General features: G+C 68.6%; 15 protein-coding genes. 6 read left to right on the plus strand and 9 right to left on the minus strand.

All coding sequences use genetic code 11. From position 1 onward, the window contains the following. Positions 1-3 precede the first annotated feature (3 nt). The 3 genes from JL108_RS08485 (at position 4) to JL108_RS08495 (ending at position 2422) form a co-directional block, all read left to right on the plus strand. Positions 4-669, plus strand: a complete 666-nt coding sequence (locus JL108_RS08485) for a nitroreductase (protein WP_205197882.1) — start codon at positions 4-6, stop codon at positions 667-669. A gap of 131 nt (positions 670-800) precedes the next feature. Then, the gene (locus JL108_RS08490; protein ID WP_205197883.1) at positions 801-1661 is read left to right on the plus strand and encodes an alpha/beta fold hydrolase; all 861 of its coding nucleotides are present in this window, start codon (positions 801-803) and stop codon (positions 1659-1661) included. Positions 1662-1672: 11 nt separating this feature from the next. Next, a complete protein-coding gene (locus JL108_RS08495; RefSeq protein ID WP_205197884.1) occupies positions 1673-2422 on the plus strand; it encodes an enoyl-CoA hydratase in 750 nt (249 codons plus the stop codon). A gap of 128 nt (positions 2423-2550) precedes the next feature. On the opposite strand, the gene JL108_RS08500 is transcribed toward JL108_RS08495, so the two are convergent. Further along, positions 2551-3969 (minus strand): hypothetical protein, encoded by a 1419-nt coding sequence (locus tag JL108_RS08500; RefSeq protein ID WP_205197885.1) that lies wholly within the window; start codon positions 3967-3969, stop codon positions 2551-2553. Positions 3970-4097: 128 nt separating this feature from the next. Here JL108_RS08500 and JL108_RS08505 point away from each other — a divergent pair, with 128 nt between their 5' ends. Continuing rightward, positions 4098-4739: a histidine phosphatase family protein gene (locus JL108_RS08505; protein WP_143914118.1), complete on the plus strand. Its 642-nt coding sequence runs from the start codon at positions 4098-4100 to the stop codon at positions 4737-4739. 326 nt (positions 4740-5065) lie between these two features. After that, positions 5066-5824: an SDR family oxidoreductase gene (locus JL108_RS08510; protein WP_205197886.1), complete on the plus strand. Its 759-nt coding sequence runs from the start codon at positions 5066-5068 to the stop codon at positions 5822-5824. 181 nt (positions 5825-6005) lie between these two features. Here JL108_RS08510 and JL108_RS08515 read toward each other — a convergent pair whose 3' ends face one another. The 6 genes from JL108_RS08515 to JL108_RS08540 all read right to left on the minus strand — a co-directional run bounded on the left by JL108_RS08515 (position 6006) and on the right by JL108_RS08540 (position 12982). Then, the gene (locus JL108_RS08515; protein ID WP_205197887.1) at positions 6006-6686 is read right to left on the minus strand and encodes a response regulator transcription factor; all 681 of its coding nucleotides are present in this window, start codon (positions 6684-6686) and stop codon (positions 6006-6008) included. After that, positions 6679-7632 (minus strand): sensor histidine kinase KdpD, encoded by a 954-nt coding sequence (locus tag JL108_RS08520; protein WP_205197888.1) that lies wholly within the window; start codon positions 7630-7632, stop codon positions 6679-6681. Before JL108_RS08520 ends, JL108_RS08515 begins: the two co-directional genes overlap by 8 nt. 144 nt (positions 7633-7776) lie before the next feature. Beyond that, positions 7777-8469 carry a histidine phosphatase family protein gene (locus JL108_RS08525; protein ID WP_205197889.1) on the minus strand — a complete coding sequence of 231 codons (693 nt, stop codon included), beginning with the start codon at positions 8467-8469 and terminating at the stop codon, positions 7777-7779. Between the two features lie 232 nt (positions 8470-8701). Beyond that, entirely contained in the window at positions 8702-9886 is a 1185-nt protein-coding gene (locus tag JL108_RS08530) for an ABC transporter substrate-binding protein (protein ID WP_205197890.1), read from the minus strand. A gap of 86 nt (positions 9887-9972) precedes the next feature. Further along, positions 9973-11805 carry an iron ABC transporter permease gene (locus JL108_RS08535; RefSeq protein ID WP_205197891.1) on the minus strand — a complete coding sequence of 611 codons (1833 nt, stop codon included), beginning with the start codon at positions 11803-11805 and terminating at the stop codon, positions 9973-9975. Between the two features lie 46 nt (positions 11806-11851). Then, on the minus strand, positions 11852-12982 hold the full coding sequence (locus tag JL108_RS08540) for an ABC transporter ATP-binding protein (protein WP_205197892.1): 1131 nt from the start codon (positions 12980-12982) through the stop codon (positions 11852-11854). A 237-nt stretch (positions 12983-13219) separates the two neighbouring features. On the opposite strand from JL108_RS08540, the gene JL108_RS08545 reads away from it, so the two are divergent. Continuing rightward, entirely contained in the window at positions 13220-13744 is a 525-nt protein-coding gene (locus JL108_RS08545) for a Dps family protein (RefSeq protein WP_240190802.1), read from the plus strand. A 146-nt stretch (positions 13745-13890) separates the two neighbouring features. Here the strand turns inward: JL108_RS08545 and JL108_RS08550 are convergent, their stop codons facing one another. Beyond that, complete coding sequence (locus JL108_RS08550; RefSeq protein WP_143914114.1) at positions 13891-14166, minus strand: Rho termination factor N-terminal domain-containing protein; 276 nt, start codon at positions 14164-14166, stop codon at positions 13891-13893. Beyond that, positions 14166-15053 (minus strand): SDR family oxidoreductase, encoded by an 888-nt coding sequence (locus JL108_RS08555; protein ID WP_205197893.1) that lies wholly within the window; start codon positions 15051-15053, stop codon positions 14166-14168. The genes JL108_RS08550 and JL108_RS08555 overlap by 1 nt, the downstream gene beginning before the upstream one ends. Positions 15054-15126: the final 73 nt, after the last annotated feature.

Below are 15126 nucleotides of genomic sequence, written 5' to 3' on the forward strand. Positions count from 1 at the left end.
GGCATGGCGGAGGAGAATGTCCTGTTCGACGACCTCGTCGGACGTCGTGGCAGCTGCCGAGGCTATGCCCCAGGGCCGGTAAGCAGCGAGGTGCTGGAGCAGATCGTGACCACTGCCCAGCGCGCGCCGTCCTGGTGCAACACCCAGCCGTGGCACACGGAGATCGTCAGCGGCGCGGCCCTGGACCGGTTGCGCAAGGCGCTCGCCGAGGACGACCGCTGGGGCAGCGATTTCGAGTTCCCGGGCTCCTATGAGGGCGTCTACCGCGACCGGCGTCGCGAGGTCGGATGGCAGCTGTACGAGGCGGTGGGGGTCGAACGCGGTGATCGCGAGGGGTCCGCTCGTCAGACGATGCTGAACTTCGACTTCTTCGGGGCGCCGCACGCCGCGTTCATCACGGTTCCCGCCAGTGTGGGCGTGTACGCGCTCGTCGACGTGGGGTCCTACGTGCAGACCTTCCTGCTCGCGATCGAGTCCCACGGTCTCGGTGCGATCGCCCAGGCGGCCCTCGCGCAGAAGGCGGAGTTCCTGCGCGACTGGTTCGAGTGGGACGACGAGCGCAAGATGGTCTGCGCGATCTCCTTCGGCCACCCCGACCGTGACCACCCGGCCAACTCCTTCCGCAGTCGTCGGGTGCCGGTCGCGGAGGCGGTCCGCTTCCACGACTGACGCTCCTTCTCGGGGCGGTGACGTGCGCACCTCTCGGCAGGCTCGAGAGGTGCGTCTCGCACCGCCCGCGGCGACGCATCATCACCAACCCGTGGCATCGGGAGGAGCATCCGACCTACTACGGTGAGCGGGTGAGCGACATTCCCCAGTGGTACTCCGCGGCCCTTGCGCAGCGGCCCGAGCTGCTGTCGGTCGACGTCGAGGGCACGTCGATCCGCTACCGGGCCTGGGGGCCGCAGGGCGCGACCGTGGTCGTCCTCGTCCACGGCGGCGCCGCGCACAGCGGATGGTGGGACCACATCGGCCCGCATCTGGCCGCCGAGCACCGCGTCCTGGCCATCGATCTCTCCGGTCATGGTGACAGCGGACGACGCGAGAGCTACGACCTGGAGACCTGGGCACGCGAGGTCCTGGCGGTGGCGGGCGCCGAGTCCGCTGAGCCGCCGGTCGTCTACGGACACTCGATGGGCGGTTTCGTGGCCCTCACCGCCGCGCGCGACCACGGTGACCGGCTGCGTGGTGCGGTGGCGATCGACTCGCCGGTCCACAAGCTCTCGGCCGAATCGACCGAGCGTCGCCATCAGCGGGTCTATGACACGCCGCGCTATTACCCCGACCGGGAGGCGATCCTCGCGCGCTTCCGGACGCTTCCCGAGGACGAGGTGCAGCTCGCGTACGTCATGCGGCACATCGCCGAGGGTTCGGTGTGCGAGGAGGCCGAGGGCTGGCGGTGGAAGTTCGACCCCCGCGTCTTCGTCAACTCGATGATGGAGCCGGAGGACCTGCGGGGTGCCGCCTGCGAGGTCGTGCTGCTGCGCGGCGAGCGCGGCATGGCCACGATCGACATCACCGAGACGGTCCGCGATCGCCTGGGCGGCACGGTGCCGGTGACGGTCATCCCCGATGCGGGGCACCACATCATGATCGATCAGCCCGTCGCGCTCATCGCGGCGCTGCAGACCCTGCTCGGACAATGGAGACCTACGCGATGAAAGAAGGCACGATGACCGACGTATTGGTGGATCGCCGCGACGGCGTCCTGCGCATCACCATCAACCGCCCCGATCGGCTCAACGCGCTCGACACCGCGATGGTCAACGACATCAGCGACGCGCTCGCGGATGCCGAGGGAATCCGCGTCGCGGTCATCACCGGCGAGGGGCGCGCGTTCTCCTCGGGCGCGGCGATGGCCAAGGACACGGTCAATCCCGGCATCCTCGAGGCGATCGACCGGCTCATCCACACCATCACCGATGCTCCGTTCCCCGTGGTCGCGGCCGTCAATGGCATCGCGGCCGGCGTCGGCTGCTCGATCGTGGTGGCCTGCGATGTCTCCATCGCGAAGACCTCGGGTTATGTGCTGCAGGCCTTCGTCAACATCGGCCTGATGCCCGATGGCGCGGCCACCGAGCTGTTGGCGGCGTCGATCGGACGCACGCGGGCGATGCGGCTGCTGCTCAGCGGCGAGAAGCTGCCGGCCGAGCTGGCCGTGGAGTGGGGGCTGCTGACCCAGGCGGTGGCCGATGAGGATTTCGACGCCGCGGTCGAACAGACCGTCGCGCGTTTCGCGGCTGGCCCGACGGTGGCCTATGCGAGGACGAAGGAGGCCGTCAACGCGGCGAGCCTGCCGACCCTGGGCGCGACCCTCGATCGCGAGGCCGCCGGGCAGACCGAGCTCGCCGGCACGGCCGATCACGAGGAGGGCAAGGCCGCCTTCATCGAGAAGCGCGCCGCGAACTTCACCGGCCGCTGACCCTCACCGCCGCCCTGGGCGGTGCGTCAGCGTCCATTCCGCCCGGTGGTCGGTGTGTCAGCGTCCATTTCTGCGCTCAGATGGACGCCTACTCACCGCCCTCGTCCGCATGATCGGCTCGGCCTGAGCTAGCCGCGCAGGGCGCCGACGCCCAGCACCGCGGCGAGGCCGAGGGCGCTGCGCGGGTGATAGGCGGCCGTCCACAACCCGCCGTGGGCGGCGTTCTGCGCCTCGTCCATCCAGGGCTCGGCCTGCGGCGCTTCGTCGGCCCGCAGATCGTGCACGAGCAGCGCGGCCATCAGCACGTTGCTCGTGGCGGGATCGAAGACCTCGACGCCGAAGCGGTGCGCACCCGCGTAGGCGGCCGCGAGGGCCTTGTTCTTGATCACCGATCGCGTACGAGTCGCAGGGGCGACATTGAGCGAGACGAGTGCCCCGTCGTGCCGCGCCGAGGTCGCCCGCCAGCGCTGGAGTCGCTTGGCGAAGGCGTAGTTCGGGCCCTGCTGCGGGACGAGGGCGTCGCAGATGCCCATGTCGGCGAGCGGGGGATAGTTGCGCTGCAGGAGCCGTCCACCGCTCACGACGCGCAGCGGTGTCCGCAGGAGCCGCGAGGCGTGGCTGTACCGGTCGTTGGCCGTCACGACCTCCGCCCCGTGCACCGCGAAGACATCGGTGGGGGTGGCGAGGAAGGCCAGGGCGGTGTCCGGGCGGCGCTGGCGCAGGTGGCTGCCGAGTGCGTCGGCCGCCATCGAGACGAGGACGTGGGTGCCGCCGTCGGCATAGCAGTAGTTGCCGAGTACGAGTCGTCCGTCGATGCCCTCGAGCCACTGGGCGATGGCCGGGAGCTCGTGCACGATGTCCGCCCCGGCCTCGCTGGCGTCGTCGATGACGATGCGAGCGGGGAGGTGCACGCGCCCCGCACCGGTCTCGGCATGCTCGCGGATGCGTTCCTGGATGTCGTGGCGCGGCAGGTCGAGGGCGACGACCTCCGCACCCCAGCGCAGCAACGCGCGGTAGGGCCCCATCTCGGCACCGGCGCCGAGCACGGCGACGGTGTCGCCCTCCAGGCGCAACCATTCGGGGTTCTGCTGCACCCGGGTCACGGCTTGCGCGCAGGAGGCCGTGATGACGCCGTTCGCCACCCACGCGTCGAGCTGATCGGTCAGCTGGCGGCCGCGGAGACGCTCGCCGCGGTACGGGATGGTGAGCTCGGTCTCCGGCTCGGCACCGCCCTCGATCGTGCGGGTGTGGAAGGCCTGCGTGACCCGGGCGCTGTCGGTGGCCTTGCTGAGCGGCACGTCGTCGAAGCGGAAGCGTTCGTTCGCCGCGTGGAGCCCGGCCTCGGCGATGGCGACCGCGGCTTCCGGCGATCCGATGCCCGCCTCCACGAGGCGGGTGAAGTGCGCCAGATATCCCCGGCGCCAGTTGGTCTCGTTCTGGACAGCCCGCGCGCCGACCGCGTCGACCTCGCGCAACGCCTCGGCCACGACCTCCCGTGCGGTGGCTGAGGTGCTGTCGCCTGGAAATCTCACTCCCGACGTACTCATGAACGTGAGACTAGCCTCGGGTTCCGCATCCGCGCGAGCCGTGGGCCGGTAGACGGTGCGACGGCGGTGGACGGGGTGAGGAGCACGCCGCCCGTCCCCGTGGCGCTACCTGCCGGTAGGGTCGCGGCGTGGGTGTCGTGCATCTCATTCGTCATGGTCAGGCCTCGTTCGGCAGCGACGACTACGACGTGCTGTCTCCGATCGGCGAGACGCAGTCGAGCGCTCTGGGCCAGGGGTGGGAAGCCGAGGGTTTCGTGCCCACCGATGCGGTGGCCGGTTCGATGAAACGGCACGCGCAGACCGCGATCGCGGCGATCGATGCCTGCGGCGGACCGGACGGCTATGACGTCGACGCCGGCTGGAACGAGTACGACCACGTCGGTATCGCCACCGCGCACGATGCCGGGGCGCTCGGGCTGGACAGCAAGGCCTTCCAGCGGCTGCTCAACCAGGCGATCGCGGACTGGCGTTCCGGGGTGGGGGAGTACGACGAGCCCTACAGCGTCTTCGTGGAACGCGTCATGGGTGCCTTCGATGCCGCGGTCGCGACGGCGGGCCCCGGTCGCAGCGTCGCCGTGTTCACCTCGGGCGGCCCGATCGCGATGATCGTCTCGCATCTGCTCACCGGCGACGATGCCCTGTTCCAGCGGCTCAACGATGTCATCATCAACGCGAGCGTCACCACGGTCATCTCCGGGTCGACCGGCCCCCGGCTGCTGAGCTTCAACGAGCACACCCACCTCGCCCGCGACCTGGTCACCTACCGCTAGCCCCTCACCCGGTGGCGGTAGGTCATCAACCTTTCCGTCCTGCTGGCGGTAGGTCATCAACGTTATCGGGGTCGTTTGAGGTTGCCCACGTACCGCCGCCGTCGGCGTGCGGTGGCCGCTAGCCCCTCACCCGGTGGCGGTAGGTCATCAACCTTTCCGTCCTGCTGGCGGTAGGTGGTCAACGTTATCGGCGCTGGATGGGGTTGATCAGCTACCGCTGCCGATGGCGTGCGCGACCTCCGGAACCTTCTCGGATTCGCGCCCGCGACCGTGGGGACCGCTGCCATACTCCAAGGAACAGCCGCGTCACACGTCGAGGAGTCTGTATGCGTCGTACCACCTTCATCTCGGGAGCGTCCTCCGGCATCGGTGAGGGGATGGCCCGCGTGCTGGCGGAGAAGGGCGGTCATCTCGCGTTGGCGGCGCGGCGCACGGACCGGCTCGAGGCGCTCCAGGCCGAGCTGCTCGCCGCGCATCCCGGGATCGAGGTGAGCGTGCACGCCCTCGACGTCAACGATCACGACCGGGTCTTCGAGGTCGTCGGTGAGGCGGCCACGGAGCACGGCGGACTGGATCGTGTCATCGTCAACGCCGGACTCGGCAAGGGCGGCCGGATCGGCACCGGCCGGTTCGCGGCCAATCTCGAGACGGCGCAGACGAATGTGCTGGGGGCGTTGGCCCAGTGCGAGGCGGCGATGGAGCATTTCTACGAGCGTAAGACAGGTCATCTGGTGCTGATCTCGTCGATGTCGGCGATGCGCGGGATGCCCTCCTCGATGACCACCTACGCCGCGACCAAGGCGGCCGTCGCGCACCTGGCCGAGGGCATCCGGATGGACCTCATCGGCCGTAAGGGCCTCGATATCAAGGTCACCACCCTCTACCCCGGCTATATCGCCTCGGAGATGAACGAGGGCGTGGACCAGGAGGCGAAGCTGATGGTCGACACCGAGACCGGCAGCCGGGCGCTGGTGGGCAAGATCGAGGCCGAGGTCGCCGAGGCCTGCGTGCCGACGCTGCCCTGGGCGCCGCTCGCTCCCGTGATGAAGCACGCGCCCCTCGGGCTGGTGAAGCGCCTCGTGTGAGCCGGATCGCGCGGGCGGATTCTGCATTCCTCGGCCTAGAGGCTCATAGCCGGGGCGGTGACCTACGCACGTCTCGACCGCGGCGAGCGGTGCCTATCCCACCGCCCGTTGGGCCGTGAGGTGCGTAAGTCACCGCTGGCTCGCGGCAGAGGTGCGTAAGTCACCGCCCTGGGGGTGAGGGTCAGGCCCCGGCATCGAGCAGGTAGCCGCTGCCGCGCACGGTGACGATGAGATCCGCGGCGTCGGGCCCGAGCCGCTGCCGGAGCCGGTAGATCGTCGCCTTGACGAGATCGCGGCCCCCGACCCAGTCCTCGGACTGCCAACCCTGGGTGAGGAGCAGCCGCCACGCCCGTACCTCACCGGGATGCTCGGCCAAGGCTGCGAGGAGCCGCCACTCCGTCTCGGGCAGGGTGATCTGCTTGCCCGAGACGCGCACGGTGTGGGAGGACCAGTCGATCGTGAGCATGCCGAACTCCGAGCGCCGCTGCTCGCGTCCGCGCCCGCGGCGGAGCACCGAGTCGATGCGGCTGAGCAGGATCCGCGGCTCGAAGGGCTTGATGACATAGTCATCGGCGCCGGCATCGAAGCCGGCCAGGATCTGCTCGGTCTGCGAGCGCGCCGTCACCATGATGATCGGGACGTCGCTCGTGGCGCGCATCCGCTGGCAGACCGCGACTCCGCCGATCCGCGGCATGGTGACGTCCAGGACGACGATGTCGAAGGCCTCGCTCTGGAAGGCCGCCATCGCCTCCGCTCCGTTCAGCGCCTTGTTCACGGTGAAGCCCCGGTTGGTCAGCAGGTACTCCAGGATCATCAGCATCTGCGGTTCGTCGTCGACGATCAAGGCCTTCGGCTCAGACATGGCCGTCACTGTCCTCCTTCGGCAGCGTGATCATGAACGAGGTGCCCGCTCTGAGCCGGGTGTCGACGACGACGCTCCCCCCGTGGGCCTGGATCAGGGAACGGGTGATCGACAGGCCGAGTCCGGTGCCGTCATGTGAGGGAGCGCCGGACCGGAACGGCTCGAAGAGCTGATCGCGTTCCTGTGGCGACATGCCATCGCCGGAGTCGGTGACCTGCAGGACGATCGCGTGGTCGTTGTCGAGGAGCTTGATGTAGATGTCCGATCCCGGCGAGCTGTAGCGGCACGCGTTGAGCAGCAGATTGCTCAGCGCCTGCCGCAGGGCGACATGGTCGACCATCGCGGGGGACATGATCCGGGGCAGATCGAGCAGGATGCGCTGCTGGCGCTGCTCGGCGACGAGGCGCATGCCCGTCGCGATCTCACGGACGAGCCGCGGCAGGTCCGTCCGTTGCGGTTCGAGGGTGAAGGTGCCGGAGTCGATCCGCGCCTGGACGAGGATGCCCTCGCAGATCGCCGCCGCCTGGGCCGTCTGCTGGGCGATGATCGCGACGAACTGGCGTTGCTGGTCGTTGAGTGCCCCCGCTTCCTCGGTCTCCAGCACCGAGACCGAGGCCTGGATCATGGTCAGCGGATTGCGCAGCTCGTGGCTGACCGCCCAGGCCGTGGTGGCATGCCGCTGGGAGAAGGCCATCAGTCGGTCCAGGGCCTCCCGGCGGTAGCGCTCCTCGCGCCGGACGGCGACGAGACAGCCGGTGATCACCGCCGCCAGGGCGACCACGCTCCAGGTGACCGCCGCGATCCACCCGACCCGATGCGCGAGCAGCCAGCCTCCCCCGGCGACCGCGAGCCCGCCGCCGACCCCGGCGGCATAGGGGAAGATCGGTCGCCAGGGTGACAGCTGGGGCGCTGGCACCAGGGTGGGAGTCACGTCGTCACTGGCCATGGCGGTTTGATTGTGCCTCAGCGAGGTCGGCCTGACCAGCGCGGCCGCGGGTGGGCCAGCACCACCGAGGGTCGACACATTCCGGTTCCTCTCCTCTGGGGCGGTGACCTACGCACCTCTCGCGGCCAGTGAGACGTGCGTACGTCACCGCCCCCGGGAGTGAGAGGTGCGTAGGTCACCGCCCTGGTTGCCGGCGCCGGCCGTCGGGTCGCTCGCCTCGGTGTCGACGAGGTGCGCGCCGCCGACCGGGGCCGCGGGCCAGGAGACCAGCTGCCAGCCGGACGTGGGGTCGCCGTCCAGTTCGACCAGTCCCGTGTTGCTCAGCGGGGTCGTCCCCGTGAGGTCGCCGCCGCCGATGCGATACCAGGTCCAGGCCCGGATGGCGCCGCCGTGGGACACGACCACCGCGCTCTCGCATCCATCCTCGGCGAGCCTCGCGATGGCGGCGTCGTAACGCTCGATGAAGGCCCAGCCGTCGTACCCGCCCGGCATGCGCTGGTCGAGGTCCCCGGTCGCCCACGCGGTGACCGTCTCGCGATAGGCCCGCCACGCCTCGGCATCGCTGCGCATGGCGAGGTCGCCGGCACCGATCTCCTCGACGCCCTCGGTCACCACCGGTTCGAGACCCCGTCGCCCGGCGAGGGGAGCGGCGGTGAGCTGGGTTCTCAGCAGTGTCGAGACGGCGATCCTGTCGACCGGGACGCCGTCGAGCGCGTCGGGCACGGCCGCGGCCTGACGCTCGCCGAGCGCGGTCAGTCCCGGGCCGGGTGTGCTGGCATCGAGCTGGCCGGAGACATTCGAAGGGGTCTGGGCGTGACGCAGGAGCATGAGTCGCATCCCGGCAGTATGGGGGGGGCCGAGTTGTCCCTCGGCGCCTGCGCGCCGCTCGCGGCATGTTCCAACGCCCATCGTGAGACGCGTCGTCGCTGCGATTCCAGCGGTAACGCGATTGTTACCGGTCCTTACGGTGCCCGGTGGCACCACCGGTCGCGTGTCGGCGTGTCGGGCACGGCACAGGGCGGCGGCTGCCGGCCCGAGGTGGCAGCCACCGCCCTGCGGTAGGAGAGGATCAGCCGTTGTTGGCGACCCAGAGGTCCTGCCAGTCCTGGATGCGCACGGCATCGTCCTCCGCCGTCGCGGGATCGAAGGTGAACAGCTTGTCCTGGACCTCATGGATGTCGCCGGGCACGTCGCTGTACTCGATGTCCTCATTGGTGGAGAGGACGCCATCGACCATGCGAGGCGCGAAGCCCTCCTGGGTCATCTGGTAGTGCACGAAGAGCTTCGACGCGTTCGGCTTCGTGGTCTTGGCGGCGATGATGATGCTGCCGGGGATCGAGTAGCCGACCCACGGCTCGAGACCGTCGCAGCGAGTGAGGTCGGCGTACTGCTCGCGGTACGCCTCGCGGAAGCCTTGGATGGGCACGAGCCCGACGAAGGTGTCCGCGGTCTGCCCCGGGGTACCGATGACCGCGACGGAGTTGCTGGTGTCGCGTTCGAGCTTGGGCCGGTTCGCGGCGAACCGCTCCAGGAACAGAGAAGCGGCGCTGTCGGCATCATCGGGCAGCGGCTCGCCGTAGTGGTCCTCGTAGGCCTCGGCGAGCTCGTCGTCGGCGTGGCTCTCGATCTGATTGAACAGGTTGAACGTGGCGGGCTGCAGCTGGGGATCGAGCAGTGTGACCCGGCCGGCGCGGTCCTCGTCGACGGCGCCCCACCAGTTGTCGATCGGGCAGGTGTCGTACTCGGCGCCGTTGTACGCCCAGACATAGGGAGTGGAGCGGTGGATCGCCGGGCTGTGGTATTCCTCGGGCACGCTGTCCTTGATGTCCGGCGGCATCCAGCTCACCGCGACGCCTTCGGGGATGAGGCGATTGATGAGCAGACCGATATCGCTCGTCGCGAGGACATCGGTCTGGACATTGTCGGCGCCGGCCTCGCGGACGATGATCTCGTTCATGTCCTGGCCCTCGAGCTTCACGGCGGTGGCCTGGATGCCGTACTTCTCGGTGAAGCCGGCCGCGACCTCCTGGATCTTGCCGCTGGTGTCGGCGACGGTGATCGGGCCCTCCTCCTTCGCGGCTTCGATCAGGGCGTCGAGCGAGTAGTCGTCATCGGAGATCCCGATCTCGACGGAGGACGGCTCGTCGCCGCCCTCGGGGGAGGACGAGGGCGAGCAGGCGGCGGCGACGGTGAGCGATGCCACCGCGGTGAGGCCGATGAAGGATCGGCGGAGGGCGCGTCGGGGGTGATGCATGGGTACTCCTCGGTGGGGGTCAGAGAGACGTGTCGATGGATGAAGGAAACGGGGCCGTCGCGGTCGGCGGCGTGCGAGGTCGCTCATCAACCACCCAGCCCGTCGGCCAGGTTGCTGCGGCCGAGGCGCTGCACGGCCAGGGTCGCGACGAAGGCGATCACACAGGCCATCAACGTCACCGCGTTGGCGGCCTGGGCGTAGCCGTAGTCGACGAGGCGCACCGCGTAGGTGGTGAGCAGGTCGGTGCCCGGGACCGCGAGGATCACGACCAGGCTCACGGCCTTCAGCAGGCCGATGAAGGGCAGCAGGATGGCCGCGATGAGCGGGCCCTTCTGGATGGGCAGGACGATCTTGATCATCCGCTTCCACCATCCGGCGCCGGCGATCTGCGCCGCCTCCTCCGGTTCCTTGCCGAGCTGCATCATTGAGGCGGTGCCGGCGCGTGAGGCGAAGGGCATGCCCTCGACGGCCATGCACAGCACGAGGATGATCGCGGTGCCGTAGAGCGCGGGGACCGGGCCCCGCGCGACGGCGAAGAGCGAGAGATAGGCGACCGCGAAGGCGACAGCAGGCACCAGATAGGGCAGGAAGGTGATGAAGCGCAGCGTCCCGCCGAGCATCGGGATCGTCGTCCGGGTGATGACATAGCCGACCAGCAGGCCGAAGATGCCCGCACAGGTCGCCGCGACACCCGCCATCCAGATCGAGTTCCACGCCGACGACCAGAACTCACCGGTGAGCAGGATGCCGTTGCGCATGGCGGTGGTGGCCAGGTCGTGGCCGATCCAGTAGTCGAGGGTGAAGTTATTGGCCGAGAAGCGTCCCGGGATGTGCATGATCGTCGTCAGGAACAGCGCCAGCAGCGGGATGACCGCGCTGATGACGAAGACGCCGGTGGCGAAGCCGGTCGCGGGGAGCCGCCAGCGGCCGAGGGAGGTGCGTTTGTCCATGCTCCCCTTGCCGCCGATGGTGACGAAGCGGCGCGCCTCCTTGGCGAGGACGATCTCGACGAACACCGAGATCAGGCAGATGAGGATGATGGCCATGGCGAGCACTGCCGCCACCCCGGACTGGCCGGAGCCGACGCTGCGGAACAGCGAGGTCGCCAGCACGTCGAAGCCGACCGGCTGACCGAGGATGTAGGCGACACCGAAGTCGCCGATGCACCGGGCGAAGACCAGCGTCGCGGCCGACATCAGCGAGGGGCGCATCAGCGGCAGCAGGATGCGGCGCGTGAACACGCCCGAGGTCGCGCCCATGATGCGCGCCGACTCCTCCAGCTGGGAGTCGAAGCGGCGCAGGGCATTGCCGAACAGCAGGATGACGAAGGGGATGTAGTGCAGGGAGAGCACGATGGTGATCGGGAGCTGTCCGTAGGCGAGCCAGTCGGGTGGTGTGAAGCCCATCGACTCCAGCCAGCCGGGTTCGCCGCCGGCGGCGCGGTTCTTGAAGATCGCGGTCCAGGCGAGGGCGAAGGCCATCGACGGGACCATGTACGGCACGATCAACGCCGTGGCGAACCAGCGGCGACCCCACATATTGGTCCGGGTCAGCAGCCAGGCGAGCAGGGCGCCGATGACGAGGGCGATCGCGAGTGAGCTGAAGGCGATGGTGACGGTGTGCGTCAGCGGCTTCCAGAAGACCTGCTGGGAGACCGGTGAGGACACGACCCGCTCGAAGTTGTACGTGGTCAGCTCCCCGAACTGCTGCCCCGTACGGGCGGTGTCCTCGTACTGGACGCGGATGCCGTCGTTCAGCATGGTCACGACGGGGACGACGATCAGATAGGAGAACAGCAGCAGGAACAGGACACCGATCACGGTCGTCGGGTTCTTCAGGGCGAGCCGTCCGCGGGACAGCGCGGCCTGGGTCCGGGTGGTCGAGCGGCGTGCTCGTGTGGTGGTACGTGCGGTGCTCATGCCGCCACCGCCTGGCGGTGGGAGGTGAACCTCATCGTTCGCTCGCTCATGCGGTCGTCCCCTCCTCATCGGGGAGGACGTACGCGCGGGCGGCATCGAGCGCGAGCGAGACGGGTGTCCCCTGGCCGAGGAGCTCGTCGGGCACCGGCACCGACACCAGCACCTTGCCGTCGGCGGTCTCGATCTCGTACTCGACCGAGGAGCCGTAGTACATCGCGCTCACGACCGAGCCGGTCGCGCCGTGATCGACCGGAGCGACGGTGACGTTCTCGGGGCGCACCACCAGCAGGCCCCGCATCTCCACATCGGGATGCGCGGCGACCTGCGAGGTGGTGCCGAAGGCCGTGACGGTGACCTCGCCCGATGCGCCGCGGCCGTTGATGTCGACGGGGATGAAGCTGGCCCGGCCGATGAAGTCGGCGACGAAGCGGGTGGCCGGGTAGCGGTAGATGGTGCTGGGCGGGCCCGACTGCTCGATCTTGCCGTGGTTCATGACGATGACGCGATCGGACATGCTCATCGCCTCGTCCTGGTCGTGGGTCACGTAGACGCTGGTGATGCCGAGACGTTCTTGCAGTTGCCGGATCTCGGTGCGCATCTGGTCGCGCAGCTTCGCATCGAGATTCGAGAGCGGCTCGTCGAAGAGCATCACCGAGGGGCGCAGCACCATGGCGCGGGCGAGGGCGACCCTCTGCTGCTGGCCGCCGGAGAGCTGATGGGGGTAACGCTCCTCCATGCCGGTGAGGTTCATGCTGGCGAGGGCGATGGTGACGGCATCGGTGATCGCGGCGGGCTTCCACTTCTGCATGGTCAGGCCGAAGGCGACGTTGTCGTACACGTTCATGTGCGGGAAGAGGGCGTAGTTCTGAAAGACCATCGACATCGGCCGTTTGTTGGGGGACTGCTCGGTGATGTCGGTGCCGTCGAGGAGCACGCGGCCGGCGGTGGGGTTCTCGAAGCCGGCGATGATCCTCAGGGTCGTGGTCTTGCCGCAGCCCGAGGGCCCGAGCAGGGTGACGAACTCGCCCGCCTCGATCTCCAGGCACATGTCGGAGAGCGATTCCGTCGCCGCGCCGGGGTAGCGCATCCCGATGTGCTCGAGCGCGAGGGTTCCGGCGCGTGCGGGTGACAGCGTGTCAGTCAGATCCGGCGGGGCGGTCTGGGACTGGTGTGACATCGTGTGCGGTCCTCAGCGGTAGAGAGTGTGGCGACCATCACACTAGAGAGCGCAGCGTCTCGCGGGACCGTCCGCGTGTAAGTGTTGGTAATAGCGGCGTTACCTCGGGGCGCGGAGCCGGGGCCCTCCTCCGCCAAGCTCAGCCAAACCTCACTTTGATGAGGTTTCCCTTGCTGGAATTGCAGTGTTTACCGTGCTTTGATTGAATCATTCAAAGAAATCGTGAGAGGAATGATCATGAGCCCTGTTGACACCACCGCCACCCACACCGCGCACCCGCCCTTCACCGCTTCGGCGAAGATGGCCGAGCAGTTGCAGCAGCTGCACGTCGACCTGATCGACCTGCACATCGTGGGCAAGCAGGCGCACTGGAATGTCGTGGGCAAGAACTTCCGCGACCTGCACCTGCAGCTCGACGAGGTCGTCGACGCCGCGCGGGAGTTCTCCGACACCGTCGCCGAGCGCATGCGCGCCGTCTACGTCACCCCGGACGGCCGGATCAAGACGGTGGCCGCGCAGTCCAGCCTGGCGGAGTTCCCGGCCGACGAGGTCGACACCACCGAGACGGTGGACCTCATCACCGGTGCCCTCTATGCCGTCGCGGCGACCGCGCGCCGCATCCACGACGATGTCGATGCCGAGGACCCCACCACGGCCGACATCATCCACAGCATCCTCGAGCGCATCGAGCAGCTCGCCTGGATGATCGACGCCGAGAACCGCGTCGCCAACCAGTCCCTCCCCCGTCAGCGCAACGCCTGACGCACCCGTTGAGTGTGGGGGTACCTCCCTGGACGGAGCGCAGCGGAGTCCTTGGGGGAACGTTTGGACGCCGATTTCATCGTCCTGACGTTCCCCCTACTCGCTGCGCTCGTGGGAGGTGGTCCCCACTCAACGTGTAGGTGGGCTCAGTGGTTGCGGAGCTTGTCGATGAGCTGGTCCTTCTTCAGGTCCGAGTAGCCCTCGATGCCGAGCTCCTTGGCGCGGTCCTTGAGCTCGTCGACCGTCCAGTCCTCATAGGACCCGGCCTTGCCGCCGCGCTCGCCCACCTTCTTCTTGCCCTCATTGGCGGCCGCATTGGAGATCCGCGCCGCCTTCTCCTTCGAGGCTCCTTCGTCGCGGAGATCCTCGTACATGTCCGGGTTCTTCAGGCTCGGGTTCTCCTCGTTGTCCTTCCTGGCCATCAGAACACCCCCTTTCCACCTGTCACGCCGAGCACCGTGCCCGACACGTAGCTGGCCGTCTGATCGCTCGCCAGGAACACGAAGGCCGGCGCGCATTCCGCGGGCTGGCCGGCACGCCCCAGAGGTGTGTCCTGGCCGAACTGCTCGAGCTTCTCCGGCGGTTGCGTCGCCGGCTGCAGCGGCGTCCAGATCGGGCCCGGCGCCACGGCATTGACGCGGACACCGTGCGGACCCGCCTCCTGGGCGAAGTTGACGGTGAAGTTGTTGATCGCCGCCTTGGTCGAGGCGTAGTCCAGCAGCGAGGTCGACGGCTCATAGGCCTGGATCGACGACACATTGATGACATTGCCGCGCGCCGCGCGCAGGTGTTCCAGCGCCTCGCGGGTCAGCACGAACATCGCCTTGAGGTTCGTAGTGAGCACGCGGTCGATCTGCTCGTCGCTCATGTCGGCGATGCTGTCGCCGCGCGCGTACTGGAAGCCCGCATTGTTGACGAGCACATCGAGACCGCCGAGCTGCGAGACCGTCTCGTGCACGACGCGCTCGCACGTCGCGGGATCGCGCAGGTCGGCCTCGATCGCCAGGGCCGTGCGACCGGCGTCCTCGATCCAGCGTGCCGTCTCGCGGGCGTCGTCGTTCTCCTCGGGCTGATAGGTGAAGGCGACATCGGCTCCCTCGCGGGCGAAGGCGATCGCGACGGCCCTGCCGATACCCGAATCGCCTCCTGTCACGAGGGCGCGCTTGCCCGAGAGGCGGTCGTGACCCTCGTAGGTGTCCTCACCGTGATCGGGGCGCGGCGTCATCTCATGGGTCGACCCGGGCGGCTCCTGCTGCTGGCGAGGAAAGCCCTGGGAGAGCGCTGGTTCTGTGGTGTCGGGTGCAGGCATCGTTCAACCTTTCGCGTCGATCGGCTGGCTGCTTGATCCAGTACCCAGGCAACCACCGAACGACACGGCCCGC

It is taken from the genome of Aeromicrobium sp. YIM 150415 (genome assembly GCF_016918125.1).
In the GTDB taxonomy this organism is placed as follows: domain Bacteria; phylum Actinomycetota; class Actinomycetes; order Propionibacteriales; family Nocardioidaceae; genus Aeromicrobium; species Aeromicrobium piscarium.